This window comes from Citrobacter sp. Ce104 (assembly GCF_030334595.1).
In the GTDB taxonomy this organism is placed as follows: Bacteria; Pseudomonadota; Gammaproteobacteria; order Enterobacterales; family Enterobacteriaceae; genus Citrobacter; species Citrobacter europaeus.
The window spans coordinates 132,249-151,817 of the sequence record NZ_JAOWDP010000069.1; the positions used below are offsets into that span (position 1 = coordinate 132,249).

A 19,569-nucleotide genomic window follows, 5' to 3' on the forward strand; every position below is an offset into this window, starting at 1 on the left:
TTAGGCGGGTGGTAGAGCGTGCGAAGGACAAAAAAAAGCCCATCGTGGGAGATGGGCAAAGACTACACACAGCAATTCGTTGTTTCACTCAGGGGATTTCCATGCTTATAAATCAATGTGTTGATCTAAAGCCATGGGCTAATAGTAGGCATACTGGTTTTTTACGTCGATCAGATTCATCTCAATAGTTTAAAAACTGTAAAGAATTTGCGACACAAATGAGTATTTAAAGAGGGGCGGGGTTCAGTCCAATACAGTAAGGGAAAGGAACTGATTAGCATTGTTAAACAATCAGGCGGCCGTGCCGCCTGAAGTGGGATTACTTATTGCGTTCCATTTCAGCAATTTCTTCGAGGATTTCATCCGGATTGCTGCCTGGTGCAGGGGCTTCGTTTACCCAGGCTGAGAACAGACGCCAGGAGACGGCCAGTACTACCGGGCCGATGAACAGACCAATCATACCGAAAGCAATCAGTCCGCCGATGACCCCAGAGAGAATCAGGATCAGCGGCAAATCGGCGCCCATGCGAATCAGCATCGGGCGAATAACGTTATCCAGTGTACCGACCACGCCGCTCCACACCAGCAGCACGGTGCCCCAGGTAGAATCCCCCGTCCAGTACAGCCAGATAATGGCCGGTACCAGCACCGGTAACGGCCCTAGTTGGATCAGGCATGACAGGATCATCAATACCGCCAGCAGCGTGGCATACGGCACGCCGGTTACCGCCAGACCAATGCCGCCAAGAACAGCCTGCACCAGGGCGGTGACCACAACACCTAAAGCGACGGCGCGAATGGCCTGCGCTGCCAGCAGAATGGCAGCATCGCCGCGTTTGGATGCCAGGCGACAAGCAAAATGGCGAATACCTAACGCCACCTGTTCACCGCGCCAGTACAGCAGGGCGCTGAACAGCAGCATCAGACCACAGTGCATCATAAAGCGACCAATATGCGCAGCCTGTCCGACAAACCAGGTTGTCGTCGTGCCAATATAAGGACGAACCTTGGCCATGATGGCCGAGCCGCCCATATCCAGCAGGCTGTGCCATGCGGCATACATTTTGGCACCGACCAACGGAATACTGTTCAACCACGCCAGATCCGGCAACGTCATATCGCCAGCGGTTACGGCATGGATCAACGGCCCGCTGCCATCAACAATGCTATTAACCAGCAGCGCGATAGGAATGATAAACAACAGCACCAGCAGCAGGGTCATTACCAGCACGGCCAGTGAGCGGCGTCCCCAAAGTAATTTTTGTAAGCGTAGCAGGATCGGCCAGGTTGCAATGACCACCGTACCTGCCCATGCAAAACCGAGGATAAAGGGTTGAACAATCCAGAGACAGGCCACAATCATGATGGCTAAAAACAGCACCGATAGCAGCACTTGTGCAATATCCCTGGGCTGACGGAAATTTACCATAAATACTTTTCACCTTTGTCTTTGCGCCAGAACGTTGACGCGACGTGAACACTTAAATGACACCCTGTAATGATGAGCAATTTCAGCGGTTTTGAACAGGCGGATTCTGCCTGTAAATCTGCTGAGCGTATTAGAAAAAAATGTGATACAACAAACAAAGCAACACGCAAACGATTAAATTCACAACACAGACCGCAGGAAAGGGTCACTATAATGATTCCACAAATTTCTCAGGCGCCAGGTGTCGTTCAACTGGTGCTCAATTTTTTGCAGGCGCTGGAGCAGCAAGGATTTACGGGCGATACGGCAACGAGCTATGCCGATCGCCTGACAATGTCGACGGATAACAGTATTTATCAGCTGCTTCCTGATGCTGTTGTTTTCCCGCGTTCAACCGCAGATGTGGCGCTGATCGCCCGTCTGGCGGCGGAACCTCTTTTCTCTTCGCTGATTTTTACCCCGCGCGGCGGCGGCACCGGGACCAACGGTCAGGCGCTGAATCAGGGCATTATTGTTGATATGTCCCGCTATATGAGCCGCATTATAGAAATCAATGTGCAGGAAGGCTGGGTGCGGGTCGAAGCTGGGGTGATTAAAGACCAGCTCAACCAGTTTCTGAAACCTTACGGCTATTTCTTTGCTCCCGAATTATCCACCAGTAACCGGGCAACGTTGGGGGGGATGATCAATACCGACGCATCCGGACAAGGTTCGTTGGTTTACGGTAAAACCTCCGATCACGTGCTGGGTATCCGCGCGGTGCTGATGGGCGGCGATATTCTTGATACTCAGCCAATGCCGGTCGAACTTGCCCAAACGCTGGGTAACAGCAATACCACTATTGGCCGCATCTACAAGACGGTTTATGAGCGTTGCCGCGATAACCGACAGTTGATCATTGATAAATTCCCCAAACTTAATCGCTTCCTGACCGGTTACGATCTACGGCACGTCTTTAACGATGAGATGACCGAATTTGATTTAACCCGCATTCTTACCGGCTCTGAAGGTACGCTGGCGTTTATCACCGAAGCCCGTCTGGACATCACGCCGCTGCCCAAAGTCAGACAACTGGTTAACGTTAAGTACGACTCTTTCGACTCGGCGTTGCGTAATGCCCCGGTGATGGTGGAAGCTCGCGCGCTGTCGGTAGAAACCGTCGACTCTAAAGTGCTTAATCTGGCGCGGGAAGATATCGTCTGGCACTCGGTAAGTGAATTGATTACCGATGTTCCTGATAAAGAGATGCTGGGTCTGAACATTGTGGAGTTTGCCGGTGACGACGAAGCATTGATTGATTCGCAGGTCAGCGCACTGTGTGAACGTCTGGATGGCTTAATCGCTCGTCAGGAAGCGGGCGTCATTGGCTGGCAGCTATGTACCGAACTGGCGGGTGTAGAACGAATTTACGCTATGCGTAAAAAAGCCGTTGGTTTGCTGGGGAATGCTAAAGGTGCCGCGAAGCCGATTCCGTTTGCCGAGGATACGTGCGTCCCGCCTGAACATCTGGCTGACTATATTGCCGAGTTCCGCGCGCTGCTCGATAGCCATGGTCTCAGTTACGGCATGTTTGGTCACGTAGACGCAGGCGTGCTGCACGTCAGACCCGCGCTGGATATGTGCGACCCGCAGCAGGAAGTGCTGATGAAACGCATTTCTGACGATGTCGTCGCGTTGACGGCAAAATATGGCGGACTGCTTTGGGGCGAGCATGGAAAAGGTTTTCGTGCAGAATACAGCCCGGCGTTCTTCGGTGAGGAGCTGTATAGCGAACTGCGTAAAGTAAAATCGGTCTTTGATCCGCAAAACCGGCTGAATCCGGGGAAAATCTGTCCACCTGAAGGTGTAGATGCGCCGATGATGAAAGTGGACGCGGTGAAGCGCGGAACGTATGACCGTCAGATCCCGCTGGCCGTACGCCAGGAGTGGCGCGGGGCGATGGAGTGTAACGGTAACGGATTGTGCTTTAACTTCGATGCGAAAAGCCCCATGTGTCCGTCGATGAAAATCAGCCTCAACCGTATTCATTCACCGAAGGGGCGGGCCACGCTGGTGCGTGAATGGCTGCGTCTGCTGGCCGATCGCGGGATTGACCCGGTACAGCTGGAGAAAGAGCTACCGGAAAAACGCGCCAGTTTACGTACGCTGATTGCCCGTACCCGCAACAGCTGGCATGCGCGCAAGGGTGAATACGATTTCTCGCACGAAGTAAAAGAGGCAATGTCCGGCTGTCTGGCGTGTAAAGCCTGTTCCACACAGTGTCCGATTAAAATCGATGTCCCGGAATTCCGCTCGCGCTTCCTGCAAATGTACCACACGCGTTATCTGCGACCGTTGCGCGATCATATGGTGGCGACCGTTGAGAGTTATGCGCCGTTAATGGCGCGGGCGCCCAAAACGTTTAACTTTTTCATCAACCAGCCGCTGGTGCGGAATCTGGCTAAAAAGCACATCGGTATGGTCGATTTACCGCTTTTGTCTGCGCCATCGCTTCAACGTCAGATGGTTGGTCATCGTTCCGCCAATATGACGCTGGAACAGCTCGAGTTGCTCAGCATTGAGCAAAAAGCCCGTACGGTGCTGGTGGTGCAGGACCCGTTCACCAGCTATTACGATGCGCAGGTGGTGGCTGATTTTATACGCCTGGTTGAAAAGTTGGGTCTGCAGCCGGTATTGCTGCCTTTCTCGCCAAACGGCAAAGCTCAGCATATTAAGGGCTTTTTAAACCGTTTTGCCAAAACAGCGAAAAAGACATCCGAGTTTCTCAACCGGGTGGCGAAGCTGAACATTCCGATGGTGGGGGTCGATCCGGCGCTGGTGCTCTGTTATCGCGATGAATACAAGCTGGCGCTCGGGGAACAGCGGGGTGATTTCCATGTGCTGCTGGCTAACGAATGGTTATCGACAGTCCTGGAGTCACAGCCGGCAGTCACAATCGGCGGCGAACCGTGGTACTTCTTTGGACACTGTACTGAGGTGACGGCCCTGCCGGGCGCGCCTGCGCAGTGGGCGGCTATCTTTGCGCGCTTTGGCGCCAGACTGGAGAACGTCAGCGTGGGTTGCTGTGGAATGGCGGGCACTTATGGTCACGAAGTGAAGAATCATCAGAATTCACTGGGGATCTATGAGCTATCATGGCACCAGGCAATGCAACGATTGCCGCGTAACCGTTGCCTGGCTACTGGATACTCCTGTCGCAGCCAGGTCAAACGCGTTGAAGGCACGGGCGTTCGCCATCCATTACAGGCACTGCTGGAGATTATAGGATGATCTGGAAACGTGAAGTTACACTCGAGGCACTCAATGCTATGGGTGAAGGAAACATGGTGGGGCTGCTCGATATTCGTTTTGTGCACATTGGCGAGGATACGCTGGAAGCCACGATGCCGGTGGATCACCGTACCAAACAACCTTTTGGTTTGCTGCACGGCGGCGCGTCCGTAGTGCTGGCGGAAAGTATTGGTTCGGTGGCTGGCTACCTGTGTACCCAGGGGGAACAGAAAGTCGTGGGCCTGGAGGTTAACGCCAACCATATTCGCTCCGCGCGGGAAGGGCGCGTCAGAGGGGTATGTCGCGCGGTATATACCGGCTCTCGTCATCAGGTGTGGCAAATCGAAATCTTCGATGAGCAGGGACGATTGTGCTGCACGTCGCGTCTGACAACCGCAATTTTGTGATGCATATTGCTTTTGGTCATTATCTGCACAGGGAATGTGTTATACTGTGCAGGTTTTGAACACAAGCGAGGATGATATGTCTACCCAATTAGACCCGGCCCAACTGGCAATAGAATTTTTACGTCGTGATAAAACCGATCTTTCACCGGCTCAGTACCTGAAAAGACTGAAACAACTTGAGCTGGAGTTTGCTGATCTGTTGGCGCTCTCTTCAACTGAATTGAAAGAAGAGATCTATTTTGCCTGGCGCATGGGCGTTCATTGATTCCGGTATGCTTATCGTAATAAAACCCCGACACGCGTTCGGGGTTATTTTTTGCCTTAGATCTTAATTACCACTTCATCTCACCGCTATTAACCTTCGCACTTAGCTCCAGAGAACTTGCGTCCGCAAGACCCGGCCATGCTGCGGTCATGGTTTTAATCACATAGTCTGAACCTTTCTTCGCCCCCAACGCCTGCTCAAACGACTGTAAATAGTCATGTGTGAAGCGAATGGCCTTATCGCCCGCAGGGCGTTCGCCAATGTAATGGCCCGGAACTACCTGAGTAGGCTGTAAATTCTGCATTTCGCTCAGTACGCTACGCCATGCGCTACGTTGTTCTGCAGATTGTGTATCCGCCGTCCAGACGTGAATCCCGGAAGCCACGCCGGTCCCGCCAATAATGGCACGGTTCGCCGGGATCCAGACATAGGCTGCATAATCGTCAGGATGACGCAGTTCCAGCGTTTCGCCATCAATCGTGAAATGCGTTTGCGTGGTCGCCTGTGGAACGGTGAGCGATGTTGGCGCGCCGTCCTTCATTTGCGGGCCCCAGAACTGCAGCTTAGCCTCTTTGGTGGCGCGGATATGGTCTACTACGTGCGGTGTTGCCAGAACTTTAACCTGCGGGAACGCGTTGACGATGGGCTGCAGACCGAAATAGAAATCCGGATCGCCGGAAGTGATCACGATAGCCTTCAGCGTTTTACCGCTGGCGCGAATCATCTGCACCAGTTGTTCGCCATCTTTGGTGCTGAACTGGGCGTCAAACAAAATCGCCTCTTTGGGGCCAGACACCAGCGTCGAAGAGACTGGGAAAATAGCCTTATCCTGCGGATTATAGACGTCGAGCTGTAGCGGTGCGGCAAAAGCTGAAGACGCAAACAGAGGTAATAACAGGGCCAGAGATTTAACTTTCATACCAGGTAACCTTATGCAGGGAATTGTCTTTTGATAGTCCCCGTATTTTAAGCATATTCGTATCTGTTAGAATTCCCTCATTAGGACATGCTGAGTTTCATAAAACGATCGGATGGGATGCAATGGACAGAGTGATGGCGGCAACGGTATTCAACCATATCTGTGATTTGGGCAGTCTGAGTGCCGCCGCGCGCGCATTGGGGTTGTCGCGCCCGATGGTCAGTCGATATCTCGACGAGATGGAGAAATGGGCGGGGACAAGGCTTATCCATCGTTCGTCGCGCCGTTTGACGATCACGCCAGCGGGTGAAGAGGCATTACTGAAAACACGTTCTCTGGCGCAACTTTCGCTGGATATTGGCGCCGCCAGCGCCGCACAAACGCCGTCCGGCACGTTACGTGTGGCCTGTGCACATTTTACTGCCTTGCATATCTTAGCGCCGGTTCTGCCCGCTTTTCTGGCTAGGTATCCGCAACTGCGTATCGAGGTGGAGATCAATAACCAACCGGTAAGCCTCGTGGGAGAACGTATCGATGTGGCGATCCGTATAACGGAAAACCCCGAGCCAGGGACTATCGCCCGTCGCCTTGGCGACTGTAAATCGGTGCTCTGTGCGTCTGTTGATTATCTGCATCAGCATGGCACTCCAGAGACTATCGATGATCTTACGCAGCATAATTGTCTCTACTACAGCGGTTTTGCTGGAAAATCCTGGCACTTTCTGGATGCCCAGGGCCAGGCTGTCTCTGCTGCAATCAGAGGTAATTTGAGCGCCGGGATCTCTTCGCTACTTTGTGAGTCAGCGTTGGCGGGAATAGGCGTTGCGTTGGTGCCTGAACTGGAGGCGCGGGAAGGGCTGGCACAGAGAAAACTGATTAGACTATTGCCCGAGCTTCAACCTAAATGCCTGCCGATATATGGTTTATACCTTTCTCGAGAGCATCAGCCAGCAGGGTTGCGCCTGTTGCTGGATGCGCTTAGTGAACCAGAGTGCTAACCGGGTGGCTAAACGTGCTTATAAAATAGTCAAACCGCCATTAGTGTTAAAAAAAACTGTTCAGTGTATGAGATTCTTCTTATCGCCCCTTCAAGAGCTAAGCCATCGTGAGTGCCGGAGATAAGCGCCGGATGGGGCCGGAACCCTTAAGCCTGCCAGCAAGCAGACTTAAGGGTTTTTTGTTTGTTCATTATTAGAATTGTATTTCCCTTCGGTCATCCCCACCTATCCCTTAAATAGACATTATCTATACATCTTTTAATATTTGACCTGCCTGAACGATTGGATTTTTATAATCTATTGTTAATCAATGTATTGAACAAAAAATTCCATCCCTGTAAACCCACGCTGCAGGGTCTATGCTTAGTAAAAGTAGTCAAAAAGGGCGATTAACCCGAATGCCCCTGCTGTTGAGGGGTTGAAGTGATAATCATTATCACTAACATGGTGTTATAGCTTCAAAGCTAGTGACTCGAGGTAACTCTATGGAATTGCATTCAGGAACATTTAACCCGGACGATTTTGCCTGGCGTGGACTGACGTTAACGCCAGCGGCTGCGGCGCATATCCGTGAGCTGGTAGCAAAGCAACCCGACATGTTGGGCGTGCGTTTAGGCGTGAAGCAAACGGGATGTGCGGGATTCGGCTACGTGCTGGACACCGTCCGCGAGGTCCAAAAAGACGATCTGTTGTTTGAAACGGATGGCGCCAGACTTTATGTGCCGTTACAGGCGATGCCGTTTATCGACGGTACAGAGGTCGATTTCGTTCGCGAAGGATTAAATCAGTTATTTAAATTTCATAACCCGAAAGCCCAGAACGAATGCGGCTGTGGCGAAAGTTTTGGGGTATAGGCGGTACTATGTCTCGTAATACTGAAGCAACTGACGATGTCAACACCTGGGCTGGCGGGCACCTTAATTATAAAGAGGGCTTCTTCACCCAACTGCAAACTGATGAGCTGGCGAAAGGGATCAACGAAGATGTCGTGCGTGCGATTTCGGCAAAACGAAATGAACCCGACTGGATGCTGGAATTTCGCCTGAATGCCTTTAACGCATGGCTCTCCATGGAAGAGCCGCACTGGCTGAAAGCGCATTACGACAAACTGAATTACCAGGAGTATAGCTATTACTCCGCGCCGTCCTGCGGCAATTGCGATGAAACCTGCGCATCTGAGCCGGGAGCGGTACAGCAAACGGGGGCGAATGCGTTTTTAAGCAAAGAGGTTGAGGACGCATTTGAACAGCTTGGCGTGCCGGTCCGCGAAGGCAAAGAGGTGGCGGTTGATGCCATTTTTGACTCGGTGTCGGTAGCGACCACCTATCGTGACAAACTGGCGGAACAGGGCATTATTTTCTGTTCGTTCGGTGAGGCGATTCACGATCACCCTGAGCTGGTAAAACAGTATCTGGGCACGGTCGTACCAGGTAATGACAATTTCTTTGCCGCGCTGAATGCGGCGGTGGCATCCGACGGTACGTTTATCTATGTACCGAAAGGTGTGCGTTGCCCAATGGAACTGTCGACCTATTTCCGTATCAATGCGGAAAAAACCGGGCAGTTTGAACGCACCATTCTGGTTGCGGATGAGGGCAGCTACGTCAGCTATATCGAAGGCTGTTCAGCCCCGGTGCGTGACAGCTACCAACTGCATGCCGCGGTGGTGGAAGTCATCATCCACAAAGATGCCGAAGTGAAATACTCGACGGTACAAAACTGGTTCCCTGGCGATGGTAACACCGGCGGCATTTTAAACTTCGTTACCAAGCGCGCTCTGTGCGAAGGTGAAAACAGCAAAATGTCGTGGACGCAGTCGGAAACCGGCTCAGCCATTACGTGGAAATACCCAAGCTGCATTCTGCGTGGCGACAACTCTATCGGCGAATTCTATTCCGTTGCGCTAACCAGTGGTCACCAGCAGGCCGATACCGGCACCAAGATGATCCACATCGGCAAGAACACCAAATCGACCATTATCTCGAAAGGGATCTCCGCCGGACACAGCCAGAACAGCTATCGCGGTTTGGTGAAGATCATGCCGACCGCCACCAATGCCCGCAACTATACCCAATGCGATTCGATGCTGATCGGCGCGGATTGTGGGGCGCACACCTTCCCGTATGTCGAGTGTCGTAACAATAGCGCCCAGCTTGAGCACGAAGCCACAACGTCGCGTATTGGTGAAGACCAGCTGTTTTACTGCCTGCAGCGCGGCATCAGCGAAGAGGATGCCATTTCGATGATCGTGAATGGTTTCTGTAAAGACGTGTTCTCTGAACTGCCGCTGGAATTTGCCGTGGAAGCGCAAAAACTGCTCGCCATAAGCCTTGAACACAGCGTCGGTTAAAAATTTAAGGAAAGCACATGCTAAGCATCAAAGATTTACAGGTCAGTGTGGAAGATAAGGCGATCCTGCGTGGTCTCAGCCTTGAGATTCGCCCCGGAGAAGTCCACGCCATTATGGGACCGAACGGTTCCGGGAAAAGTACGCTTTCCGCCACGCTGGCCGGACGTGATGACTACGAAGTCACCGGCGGGACGGTAGAATTCAACGGTAAAGATTTACTGGAACTGTCACCGGAAGACCGGGCCGGTGAAGGGATCTTTATGGCATTTCAGTATCCGGTGGAAATCCCCGGGGTCAGTAATCAGTTTTTCCTGCAAACGGCGCTGAATGCGGTGCGCAGCTACCGTGGCGAGGAGTCGCTGGACAGGTTTGACTTCCAGGATCTGATGGAAGAGAAAATCGCGTTGTTGAAGATGCCGGAAGATCTGCTGACGCGTTCGGTAAACGTCGGTTTCTCCGGCGGCGAGAAAAAGCGTAATGACATTTTGCAAATGGCGGTACTGGAGCCTCAACTGTGCATTCTTGACGAGTCGGACTCCGGGCTGGATATCGACGCGCTGAAAATCGTCGCCGATGGCGTGAACTCGCTGCGCGATGGGCAACGTTCATTCATTATCGTCACCCACTATCAGCGCATCCTGGACTATATCAAACCCGATTATGTTCACGTTCTCTACCAGGGGCGAATTGTGAAGTCTGGCGATTTCTCGCTGGTCAAACAACTGGAGGAGCAAGGTTATGGCTGGCTTAGCGAACAGCAGTAACGTGCTGCAACAGTGGCATCATCTGTTTGAGACGCAAGGGGAGACGCGCTCGCATCATGCCCAGCAGCATCTGCAACAGATGCTACGTCTGGGACTGCCAACGCGTAAGCATGAGGACTGGAAATACACGCCGCTGGAGGGATTAACCAACAGCCAGTTTGTCAGCCATGTCGCTGAAATAACGTCAGCCCAGTGTGAAGCGTTAGCGCCGGCTATTGATGCTGTCCGACTGGTGTTTGTCGACGGGCAATTCTCTCCGACGCTCAGCGACAGCGCGGAGGGTAGCGGTTTTGAGATTGTCGTTGACGATGTGCGCCAGGCGCTGCCTGCGGCTGTACAACCGGAAGTCTTTCTGCACCTGACGGAAAGCCTGTCCCGCAGCGTAACGCACATTCAGGTGAAGCGTAACCAGTGCCCCGCGAAACCGTTGCTGCTGCTGCACATTACTCAGGGACTGACGGGCGATGAGGTGAATACAGCGCACTACCGCCACCATCTGGAGCTGGCGGAAGGCGCTGAAGCCACCGTCATTGAATACTATGTAAGCCTAAGCGAGCTTCGCCATTTTACCGGTGCTCGTTTAACCATGAACGTCGCGGCGAATGCGCATTTGCGCCATATCAAACTGGCATTTGAGAATTCGCTCAGCCACCATTTCGCCCATAACGATATTCAATTGGGCGCAGATGCCACCGCCGCCAGCCACAGCTTTTTACTCGGTGCTGCGGTGTTGCGCCATAACACCAGCACCCAGCTTAATGGTGAAAACACCACGCTTCGGCTTAACAGCCTGGCGATGCCAGTGAAAAATGAAGTCTGCGATACCCGGACCTGGCTTGCGCATAACAAAGGATATTGCAACAGCCGCCAGCTGCATAAAACGATTGTCAGCGATAAGGGCCGGGCGGTATTTAATGGCCTGATCAACGTCGCCCAGCACGCTATTAAAACCGATGGTCAGATGACCAACAATAATTTGCTGCTCGGTAGACTGGCAGAAGTGGACACCAAGCCACAGCTGGAAATCTATGCCGACGACGTGAAATGCAGTCACGGAGCGACGGTAGGGCGGATTGACGATGAGCAGATGTTCTATCTGCGTTCACGCGGGATCGGCCAGCAGGATGCTCAACAAATGATTCTCTATGCGTTTGCCGCTGAGCTAACGGAAGCCCTGGGCGAGGAAACGCTGAAACAATTGGTACTGGCGCGGATCGCCCAACGCTTGCCGGGAGGCGTAGCATGACATTTCCCATTGAAAAAGTGCGGGCCGATTTTCCGGTCCTGGCGCGTGAAGTGAACGGTTTACCGCTAGCCTATCTGGACAGCGCCGCCAGCGCGCAAAAGCCTAATCAGGTGATTGATGCCGAAGCCGAATTTTACCGTCATGGCTATGCAGCGGTCCACCGCGGGATCCATACGCTGAGCGCGCAGGCCACAGAAAAAATGGAGAATGTACGCAAGCTCGCCTCGCTGTTTATTAACGCCCGTTCAGCTGAAGAGCTGGTGTTCGTGCGTGGTACCACGGAAGGTATCAACCTGGTGGCGAACAGTTGGGGCAGCAGCAATGTGCGGGCGGGCGATAACATTATCATCAGCGAAATGGAGCATCACGCCAATATTGTACCCTGGCAGATGCTGTGTACCCGCGTAGGCGCAGAACTGCGCGTTATTCCACTCAATGCAGACGGTACGTTGCAGCTGGAAACGCTACCGACGCTGTTTGACGATCGCACGCAACTGCTGTCGATTACCCACGTATCTAATGTGCTGGGCACGGAAAACCCGTTGGGTGAGATGATTGAGCTGGCGCATCAATACGGCGCAAAAGTGCTGGTGGATGGCGCACAGGCGGTTATGCATCATCAGGTGGATGTGCAGGCGCTGGATTGCGATTTCTATGTTTTCTCCGGACACAAGCTTTACGGGCCAACCGGTATTGGCGTTCTGTATGCCAGAGAGTCGCTGCTGCAGGAAATGCCACCCTGGGAAGGCGGTGGTTCGATGATTGCGACAGTAAGCCTGAGCCAGGGGACGACGTGGGCCAAAGCCCCCTGGCGGTTTGAAGCCGGAACGCCAAACACCGGGGGCATTATTGGGCTTGGCGCGGCGATTGAGTACGTTTCAGCGCTGGGGCTTACTGAAATCAGCGAATATGAACAGTTCATGATGCGCTATGCGCTGGAACAACTGGCGGAAGTGCCGGATTTGACGCTTTACGGTCCGGATAACCGCCTGGGGGTGATTGCGTTTAACCTCGGCAAACATCACGCCTATGACGTCGGGAGTTTTCTCGATAACTATGGGATCGCCGTGCGGACGGGACATCACTGTGCTATGCCACTGATGGCCTACTACAACGTTCCCGCTATGTGTCGTGCGTCGATCGCCATGTACAACACCCACGAAGAAGTGGATCGCCTGGTAACGGGTCTCAAGCGTATTCATCACTTACTGGGATAACAGGGAGGCGTTATGGCTGCGCTACCGGACAAAGAAAAGTTGTTGCGTAATTTTCTGCGTTGCGCGAATTGGGAAGAGAAATATCTGTACATTATTGAACTGGGTCAGCGTCTGCCGGCATTAAACGACGACGATCGTAATGCGGAAAATAGCATCCAGGGATGTCAAAGTCAGGTATGGATTGTTATGCGTCAGAATGGCGAAGGTATTATTGAATTACAAGGCGACAGCGATGCGGCAATTGTGAAAGGGCTTATCGCTGTGGTATTCATTCTGTATGACCGCATGACGGCTCAGGATATTGTGAATTTTGATGTGCGTCCGTGGTTTGAAAAAATGGCGCTCGCACAGCATCTCACACCGTCCCGGTCACAGGGGCTGGAGGCGATGATTCGGGCGATTCGCGCCAAAGCTGCAACTCTTAGCTAAACTGATAAAACACGTCAACTTTCAGACCGTCTTGAAAGCGTTCGTGTAGGGCAACGCAGTGACTCGTAGGCCGGATCGGGCGCTTGTCGCCGTCCGGCAAGAACGCCAGGGGGGTGAGTGAGTATGAAACGCGCGTCTGTTATTACGTTAATGCTAATCGGCGCTTACAGCGCTATTCAGGCCGCATGGGCGGTCGATTATCCTTTGCCCCAGGCGAACAGCCGTCTTGTTGGGCAAAACCAAACCTACACCGTGCAGGAAGGCGATAAAAACCTCCAGGCGATAGCCCGTAAGTTTGATACCGCCGCAATGCTGATCCTTGAAGCCAACAATACTATTGCCCCCGTACCTAAACCTGGAACGCTGATTACTATTCCCTCGCAATTACTGCTGCCGGATGCGCCACGCGAAGGCATTATTGTGAATCTGGCGGAATTACGTCTGTATTACTTCCCGCCGGGAGAGAATATTGTTCAGGTATTCCCGATTGGTATCGGTTTGCAGGGGCTGGAAACGCCGGTAATGGAAACCCGGGTTGGGCAGAAAATCCCCAATCCGACCTGGACCCCTACAGCAGGCATCCGTAAACGCTCTCTGGAGCGCGGCATCACATTACCGCCGGTAGTACCCGCCGGGCCAAATAACCCGTTAGGACGCTTTGCACTGCGTCTGGCGTATGGAAACGGTGAATACCTGATCCATGGCACCAGCGCGCCGGACAGCGTGGGCCTGCGCGTGAGTTCTGGTTGTATTCGTATGAACGCGCCGGATATCAAAGCACTGTTTGCCCAGGTCCGTACAGGTACGCCGGTCAGGGTGATTAATGAGCCGATAAAATATTCGATTGAGCCGAACGGCATGCGGTATGTCGAGGTGCACCGACCGCTGTCGCCGGAAGAGGAGCAAAACGTCCAGACCATGCCGTATGTGCTGCCAGCCGGTTTTACCCAGTTTAAAGACAGTAACGCCGTGGATAACAGCCTGGTGGAAAGAGCGTTGTACCGCCGCGCGGGCTATCCGGTCACCGTGACTGCCGGGCAAGCCTCGGTCGTTAACAATGGAGCGGAAGTGAAGTCTGCACAGAATGGCGCGCCGGGAGAGGGCGCAGAGGTGCGTATTACGCAATAACAGGGAAGGAAATTAGGGGCAAAAAAAATGGCGCACAATGTGCGCCATTTCTATTACACAGATACTATTACTTGCGGTATTTAGTAGCTGCGTTGTCCAGACGCTGGTTAGCGCGAGCTGCGTCATCTTTAGCAGCCTGAACGTCGGAACGCATTGCGTTCACGTCGTTGCTCAGCTGGTCAACTTTAGCGTTCAGAGTCTGAACGTCAGAAGACAGCTGATCGATTTTAGCGTTGCTGGAGCAACCTGCCAGCAGAGTAGAACCCAGGATTACCGCGCCCAGTACCAGTTTAGTACGATTCATTATTAATACCCTCTAGATTGAGTTAATCTCCATGTAGCGTTACAAGTATTACACAAAGTTTTTTATGTTGAGAATATTTTTTTGATGGGAATGCACTTATTTTTGATCGTTCGCTCAAAGAAGCATCGAATTGTACAAAAACGGCTAAAAAACCGAGTGAAAACAGAAAGCTTCCATCGGATTCATCTTAGATAATCACGGATTAGATAGTGAAATCCGATTTGATTTTTTATTAATTGTGGCTATCGATAAAATAAAAAAAGCGCCACAAGGGCGCTTTTTTAAGCAAATTAATTCGTGTTGGAATTATTACAGCACGTGAACGGATGCGGTGTTAGTCGTGCCGCTCGGAACCAGTGCGCCGGAAACCATAACCACAACGTCACCTTTCTGAGCCAGACCGCTTTCCAGAGCGACTTCTTTACCCAGGCGATAGAAATCATCGGTAGAGCTGATTTCTTTAACCACTTGTGCAACAACGCCTTTGCTCAGCACCAGCTGACGCGCGGTCGTTTCGTTGGTGGTCAGCGCCAGGATGGTGGCATCCGGGAAGTATTTACGTACTGCGCGAGCAGATTTACCGCCCTGGGTAGCGACGACGATCAGCGGCGCGTCCAGTTTTTCTGCAGTTTCAACCGCGCCACGGCAAACGGCTTCGGTGATGCGCAGTTTGCGGCTGTCGTTATTGAAGTCCAGACGGCTGGTCATCACGCGGTCAGTACGCTCACAGATGGTCGCCATGATGGTGACGGCTTCCAGCGGGTATTTACCTTTTGCAGACTCGCCAGACAGCATTACTGCGTCGGTACCGTCGAGGATGGCGTTTGCTACGTCACCGGCTTCAGCGCGGGTAGGACGTGGGTTTTTGATCATGGAGTCCAGCATCTGGGTCGCAGTGATAACGACTTTACGTGCACGGATACATTTTTCGATGATCATCTTCTGCGCGAAGATAACTTCTTCAACCGGGATCTCAACGCCCATATCGCCACGCGCAACCATGATGCCGTCAGACGCTTCGAGGATTTCGTCGAAGTTGTTCAGGCCTTCCTGGTTTTCGATTTTGGAGATGATCTGGATGTTTTCGCCGCCGTGCGCTTTCAGGTGCTCACGGATTTCTACGACGTCAGAACGTTTACGGATAAAGGAGGCAGCAACGAAGTCAACGCCTTGCTCGCAACCGAAGATAAGGTCCTGTTTGTCTTTTTCAGCCAGGGCTGGCAGTGCGATGGAAACGCCCGGCAGGTTAACACCTTTGTTTTCGCCCAGGTCGCCGTTGTTCAGCACTTTACAGATAACTTTGTTACCTTCGATGGCGGTAACTTCCATGCCGATCAGACCATCGTCAACCAGAACGGTATTGCCGACGGACAGATCTTTAGTGAAGCCTTCATAAGTAACAGCAACGATTTCGTTGTTGCCTACGACAGATTTGTCGGTGGTGAACGTGAAGGTCTGGCCCGCTTTCAGGGAAACGTCGTTACCGCCTTCCAGTTTAATGGTACGGATTTCCGGACCTTTGGTGTCGAGCAGGATTGCGGCTTTCTTACCGGTTTTGCTCATGACGTTGCGCAAATTCTTGATGCGCTGACCGTGTTCTGCATAGTCGCCGTGGGAGAAGTTCAGACGCATGACGTTCATGCCCGCGTCCAGCATTTTGGTTAACATCTCTTCGGGTTCGGTTTTCGGACCGATGGTGCAAACAATTTTCGTCTTTTTCATGACAGTCTTAGTCTTTAAGTTGAGAAGGATATGGAAATCTGGCTCCCGCCGCGCACGGACGGGAAGCTAAACCTGAGTTACGAAAGTTGTGATGCCTCGCTCTAAGGATAGGTGACATCGAAAGAGCGTGCAGAGGAATGTGTGCTTGTGTTTCAGCCCAACGGGATGGTGAGTTTTGTAGTCGTTGAGTTTTACAGGTCAATGTGCTGAAACCATTCAAGAGACAATTGGCGCGCATTATACGCTGAAAATTATCAAAAAGGAAAATGGAAACAGCGTTTCAAAACACATCTGTGCAGTTTTACAAAAATTATTCATTAATTTGTTCAGCTGTATGGATAAAGAAGCTGTTCGCAGCAGCGGTTTGTTGCGCAACAGGTCGTTATTGTCGTCCCACTGTCTGAATTTTTGGCATTTAACGCCGTCCAGGTAAGCATATTTCTAAAAGTTATATCAAATGCGTTTTAATTCATTTTAAAAGCCAATTCTACTGATTACACTCGTTTGGACATCCATACTGCTAAACAGCCAAAAGCGCTAGCAGAAGAACAATAAGCAGCAGCGGATACCCAAACGACATGATTGTCCTGAAAAATATTTCGAAAGTGTTTACGCCAGGCAGGCTTGCCATTACCGCTGTCGATAACGTCAACCTGACGGTTGAACAGGGACAGATTTACGGAATTATTGGTTACAGCGGGGCGGGGAAAAGCACCTTAATTCGTTTGCTCAATGGGCTGGAAAAACCGACCTCCGGCAGCGTAACGATCAACGGCCACGATATTTCTGCCGCCCGTGGGGAGTCATTACGCCAGGCGCGACTGAAAATCAGCATGGTGTTTCAGCATTTCAATTTACTGTGGTCACGAACCGTAAGCGAAAATATTGCGTTCTCAATGCAAATCGCCGGAGCGCCAAAAGCCTCTATTAAAGCGCGAGTTGCTGAACTGATTGCGCTGGTTGGGCTGAGCGGTCGTGAAAACGCGTATCCGTCCCAACTGAGCGGTGGGCAAAAGCAGCGGGTAGGAATTGCCCGTGCGTTGGCGAACAATCCGGACGTCCTGCTGTGTGACGAAGCCACCTCGGCGCTGGATCCGCAAACCACCGATCAGATCCTCGATTTACTGCTCGATATTAACCGCCGCTTCAAATTGACCATTGTGCTGATCACCCATGAAATGCACGTGGTACGCAAAATCTGCGATCGCGTGGCGGTAATGGAAAATGGCAAAGTTGTTGAGGAGGGTGACGTGCTCAGCGTCTTTACCCATCCGCAGCAGCCGATCACCCGACAGTTTGTGCGTCAGGTGAGCCAGTACACCGAGGAAGACGAATTTAATCCGCAGTTGGCAAGCGAGCTTGGCGGCGTAGTTATCAAGCTTACGTTCACCGGGCAGCGTACGCATCGGCCTGTGGTTGGCGAATTGACCCTGCGCTATGGCCTGCCGTTTAACATTTTACACGGCAAGATGACGCAAACTGCGCACGGTGTGTTTGGTCAGCTCTGGGTTCACGTTGTGGCCTCTGAAGAACAATTGAACAATATTTTGGCCGACCTGCGCCAGAGCGACATTGAAGGCGAGGTGATTCAACATGGCTGAAGAACTGTTTCCCCATCTGAAGTGGGAGCAACTGCTGGCGGCAACCCAGGAAACGCTCTATATGACAGCCCTTTCTGGTGCGGCGACCTTTGTACTGGGGATCGCACTTGGCCTGGCGCTGTTCCTGACCGCACGCGGCGGACTGTTTCACAATCGCGCGGTATATAGCGTTATTTCGCTGGTGGTGAATATCTTCCGTTCCATCCCGTTCATCATATTGATCGTGCTGCTGATCCCGTTCACCAAAGCGATGGTTGGCACCATTCTCGGTGCCAATGCCGCGTTGCCTGCGCTGATCGTGGGGGCCGCGCCGTTTTATGCGCGTCTGGTCGAGATTGCCCTGCGTGAAGTGGATAAAGGCGTTATTGAAGCGACGCGTTCGATGGGCGCACGGCTGAGCACGCTTATTTTTCGAGTTTTATTGCCGGAATCTTCTCCTGCTCTGGTGTCCGGGATCACCGTGACGCTGATTGCGCTGGTTAGCTACAGCGCGATGGCAGGGGTAATTGGCGCCGGTGGATTAGGGAATTTGGCTTATCTGGAAGGATTCCAGCGCAACCACAGCGACGTCACGCTGGTGGCGACGGTGACGATTTTGCTCATTGTCTTCATCATCCAGCTTTGCGGCGATGTGATCACCTCTCTGTTAGATAAACGCTAATAAAATACGGAAACCATTATCATGAAAAAATCACTGACGTTACTCGCCGCAGCAACCTTGAGCGCCCTGAGCTTTGCCTCCTGGGCTGATACTCTGACCGTTGGCGCATCTAACGTGCCGCATGCGGAGATCCTTGAGCAGGCTAAGCCGATTCTGGCGAAGCAGGGGATCGATTTAGAGATTAAACCGTTCCAGGATTACATTCTGCCGAACACCGCGCTGGCTGGCCGTGAGATTGACGCGAACTACTTCCAGCATATTCCGTACCTGAACAGCGTGATTAAAGACCATGCGGGTGATAAAACCTATGATTTCGTCAGCGCCGGAGCGATTCACATCGAGCCGATTGGTATCTATTCGAAAAAGGTAAAATCGCTTAAAGATCTGCCGGAAGGTGGCAAGATCATCATGCGCGATGCGGTATCTGAAGAAGGCCGTATTCTGTCGATTTTCGAAAAAGAGGGTGTGATCAAGCTGAAGCCGGGTGTGGATAAAGTGACCGCTCGCATTAGCGATATCGTCGAAAACCCGAAAAAACTGAAGTTCCTGCCTAACGTCGAAGCGGCGCTGTTACCGCAGATGTATAACAACGACGAAGGGGATGCGGTGGTGATTAACGCCAACTACGCGATCGATGCCGGGCTGGATCCGGTGAAAGATCCTATCGCCGTCGAAAGTGGTGAAAACAACCCGTATGCCAACATCATTACCGTGCATCGTGGCGACGAGAAGAAAAAGGATATCGTGGCGCTGGTTGATGTCCTGCATTCAAAAGAGATCCAGGACTGGATCCGCACCAAATATAAAGGCGCGGTGATCCCGGTAAATAACTAATTTGCTTTTTGCCGGATGGCGACTG

Annotated in this window: 19 protein-coding genes and 1 other RNA gene; 14 read left to right on the top strand and 6 right to left on the bottom strand. The window is 52.2% G+C overall.

What is annotated here, in order from left to right; genetic code table 11:
* Nucleotides 1-27: 27 nt before the first annotated feature.
* Nucleotides 28-135, bottom strand: an RNA gene (rprA, locus tag OGW16_RS23405) — antisense sRNA RprA.
* 184 nt (nt 136-319) lie between these two features.
* Nucleotides 320-1,429: an AI-2E family transporter YdiK gene (gene ydiK / locus OGW16_RS23410; protein ID WP_047411648.1), complete on the bottom strand. Its 1,110-nt coding sequence runs from the start codon at nt 1,427-1,429 to the stop codon at nt 320-322.
* 213 nt (nt 1,430-1,642) lie between these two features.
* Here ydiK and ydiJ point away from each other — a divergent pair, with 213 nt between their 5' ends.
* The 3 genes from ydiJ to OGW16_RS23425 all read left to right on the top strand — a co-directional run bounded on the left by ydiJ (nt 1,643) and on the right by OGW16_RS23425 (nt 5,371).
* On the top strand, nt 1,643-4,699 hold the full coding sequence (gene ydiJ, locus OGW16_RS23415) for a D-2-hydroxyglutarate dehydrogenase YdiJ (protein ID WP_087050639.1): 3,057 nt from the start codon (nt 1,643-1,645) through the stop codon (nt 4,697-4,699).
* Complete coding sequence (gene menI, locus OGW16_RS23420; protein ID WP_286519051.1) at nt 4,696-5,106, top strand: 1,4-dihydroxy-2-naphthoyl-CoA hydrolase; 411 nt, start codon at nt 4,696-4,698, stop codon at nt 5,104-5,106. The genes ydiJ and menI overlap by 4 nt, the downstream gene beginning before the upstream one ends.
* Before the next feature lie 76 nt (nt 5,107-5,182).
* Nucleotides 5,183-5,371 carry a YdiH family protein gene (locus tag OGW16_RS23425; protein WP_003030540.1) on the top strand — a complete coding sequence of 63 codons (189 nt, stop codon included), beginning with the start codon at nt 5,183-5,185 and terminating at the stop codon, nt 5,369-5,371.
* A 67-nt stretch (nt 5,372-5,438) separates the two neighbouring features.
* On the opposite strand, the gene OGW16_RS23430 is transcribed toward OGW16_RS23425, so the two are convergent.
* Complete coding sequence (locus OGW16_RS23430; protein ID WP_075146082.1) at nt 5,439-6,290, bottom strand: Vmh family MBL fold metallo-hydrolase; 852 nt, start codon at nt 6,288-6,290, stop codon at nt 5,439-5,441.
* Nucleotides 6,291-6,412: 122 nt separating this feature from the next.
* Between OGW16_RS23430 and OGW16_RS23435 the strand changes: the two genes are divergently transcribed.
* The 8 genes from OGW16_RS23435 (at nt 6,413) to ldtE (ending at nt 14,422) form a co-directional block, all read left to right on the top strand.
* Nucleotides 6,413-7,288, top strand: coding sequence for a LysR family transcriptional regulator (locus OGW16_RS23435; protein WP_043016564.1), 876 nt, complete (start codon nt 6,413-6,415; stop codon nt 7,286-7,288).
* Nucleotides 7,289-7,773: 485 nt separating this feature from the next.
* Complete coding sequence (sufA, locus tag OGW16_RS23440; RefSeq protein WP_043016560.1) at nt 7,774-8,142, top strand: Fe-S cluster assembly scaffold SufA; 369 nt, start codon at nt 7,774-7,776, stop codon at nt 8,140-8,142.
* 8 nt (nt 8,143-8,150) lie between these two features.
* Nucleotides 8,151-9,638 (top strand): Fe-S cluster assembly protein SufB, encoded by a 1,488-nt coding sequence (sufB, locus tag OGW16_RS23445; RefSeq protein ID WP_043016559.1) that lies wholly within the window; start codon nt 8,151-8,153, stop codon nt 9,636-9,638.
* Nucleotides 9,639-9,655: 17 nt separating this feature from the next.
* Nucleotides 9,656-10,402, top strand: coding sequence for a Fe-S cluster assembly ATPase SufC (gene sufC, locus OGW16_RS23450; RefSeq protein WP_080625103.1), 747 nt, complete (start codon nt 9,656-9,658; stop codon nt 10,400-10,402).
* Nucleotides 10,377-11,648: a Fe-S cluster assembly protein SufD gene (gene sufD / locus OGW16_RS23455; RefSeq protein ID WP_193144927.1), complete on the top strand. Its 1,272-nt coding sequence runs from the start codon at nt 10,377-10,379 to the stop codon at nt 11,646-11,648. The genes sufC and sufD overlap by 26 nt, the downstream gene beginning before the upstream one ends.
* Entirely contained in the window at nt 11,645-12,865 is a 1,221-nt protein-coding gene (sufS, locus tag OGW16_RS23460; RefSeq protein ID WP_286519055.1) for a cysteine desulfurase SufS, read from the top strand. The genes sufD and sufS overlap by 4 nt, the downstream gene beginning before the upstream one ends.
* A 12-nt stretch (nt 12,866-12,877) precedes the next feature.
* Nucleotides 12,878-13,294, top strand: a complete 417-nt coding sequence (sufE, locus tag OGW16_RS23465) for a cysteine desulfuration protein SufE (RefSeq protein WP_047411626.1) — start codon at nt 12,878-12,880, stop codon at nt 13,292-13,294.
* Between the two features lie 123 nt (nt 13,295-13,417).
* Nucleotides 13,418-14,422, top strand: coding sequence for a L,D-transpeptidase LdtE (gene ldtE, locus OGW16_RS23470; RefSeq protein ID WP_075146085.1), 1,005 nt, complete (start codon nt 13,418-13,420; stop codon nt 14,420-14,422).
* 67 nt (nt 14,423-14,489) lie between these two features.
* Here the strand turns inward: ldtE and lpp are convergent, their stop codons facing one another.
* The 3 genes from lpp to ynhH all read right to left on the bottom strand — a co-directional run bounded on the left by lpp (nt 14,490) and on the right by ynhH (nt 16,650).
* A complete protein-coding gene (gene lpp, locus OGW16_RS23475) occupies nt 14,490-14,726 on the bottom strand; it encodes a murein lipoprotein Lpp (RefSeq protein ID WP_003029373.1) in 237 nt (78 codons plus the stop codon).
* Between the two features lie 309 nt (nt 14,727-15,035).
* Nucleotides 15,036-16,448 carry a pyruvate kinase PykF gene (gene pykF / locus OGW16_RS23480; RefSeq protein ID WP_286519058.1) on the bottom strand — a complete coding sequence of 471 codons (1,413 nt, stop codon included), beginning with the start codon at nt 16,446-16,448 and terminating at the stop codon, nt 15,036-15,038.
* 7 nt (nt 16,449-16,455) lie between these two features.
* On the bottom strand, nt 16,456-16,650 hold the full coding sequence (gene ynhH / locus OGW16_RS23485) for a protein YnhH (protein ID WP_242637968.1): 195 nt from the start codon (nt 16,648-16,650) through the stop codon (nt 16,456-16,458).
* A 376-nt stretch (nt 16,651-17,026) separates the two neighbouring features.
* Here ynhH and OGW16_RS23490 point away from each other — a divergent pair, with 376 nt between their 5' ends.
* Genes OGW16_RS23490 through OGW16_RS23500 form a run of 3 tightly spaced genes read left to right on the top strand, consistent with a single transcriptional unit; the run spans nt 17,027 to nt 19,544 of the window.
* Complete coding sequence (locus tag OGW16_RS23490) at nt 17,027-18,049, top strand: methionine ABC transporter ATP-binding protein (RefSeq protein WP_043016552.1); 1,023 nt, start codon at nt 17,027-17,029, stop codon at nt 18,047-18,049.
* Nucleotides 18,042-18,710 carry a methionine ABC transporter permease gene (locus tag OGW16_RS23495; RefSeq protein ID WP_047411615.1) on the top strand — a complete coding sequence of 223 codons (669 nt, stop codon included), beginning with the start codon at nt 18,042-18,044 and terminating at the stop codon, nt 18,708-18,710. The genes OGW16_RS23490 and OGW16_RS23495 overlap by 8 nt, the downstream gene beginning before the upstream one ends.
* 21 nt (nt 18,711-18,731) lie before the next feature.
* On the top strand, nt 18,732-19,544 hold the full coding sequence (locus OGW16_RS23500; protein ID WP_047411612.1) for a MetQ/NlpA family ABC transporter substrate-binding protein: 813 nt from the start codon (nt 18,732-18,734) through the stop codon (nt 19,542-19,544).
* Nucleotides 19,545-19,569: the final 25 nt, after the last annotated feature.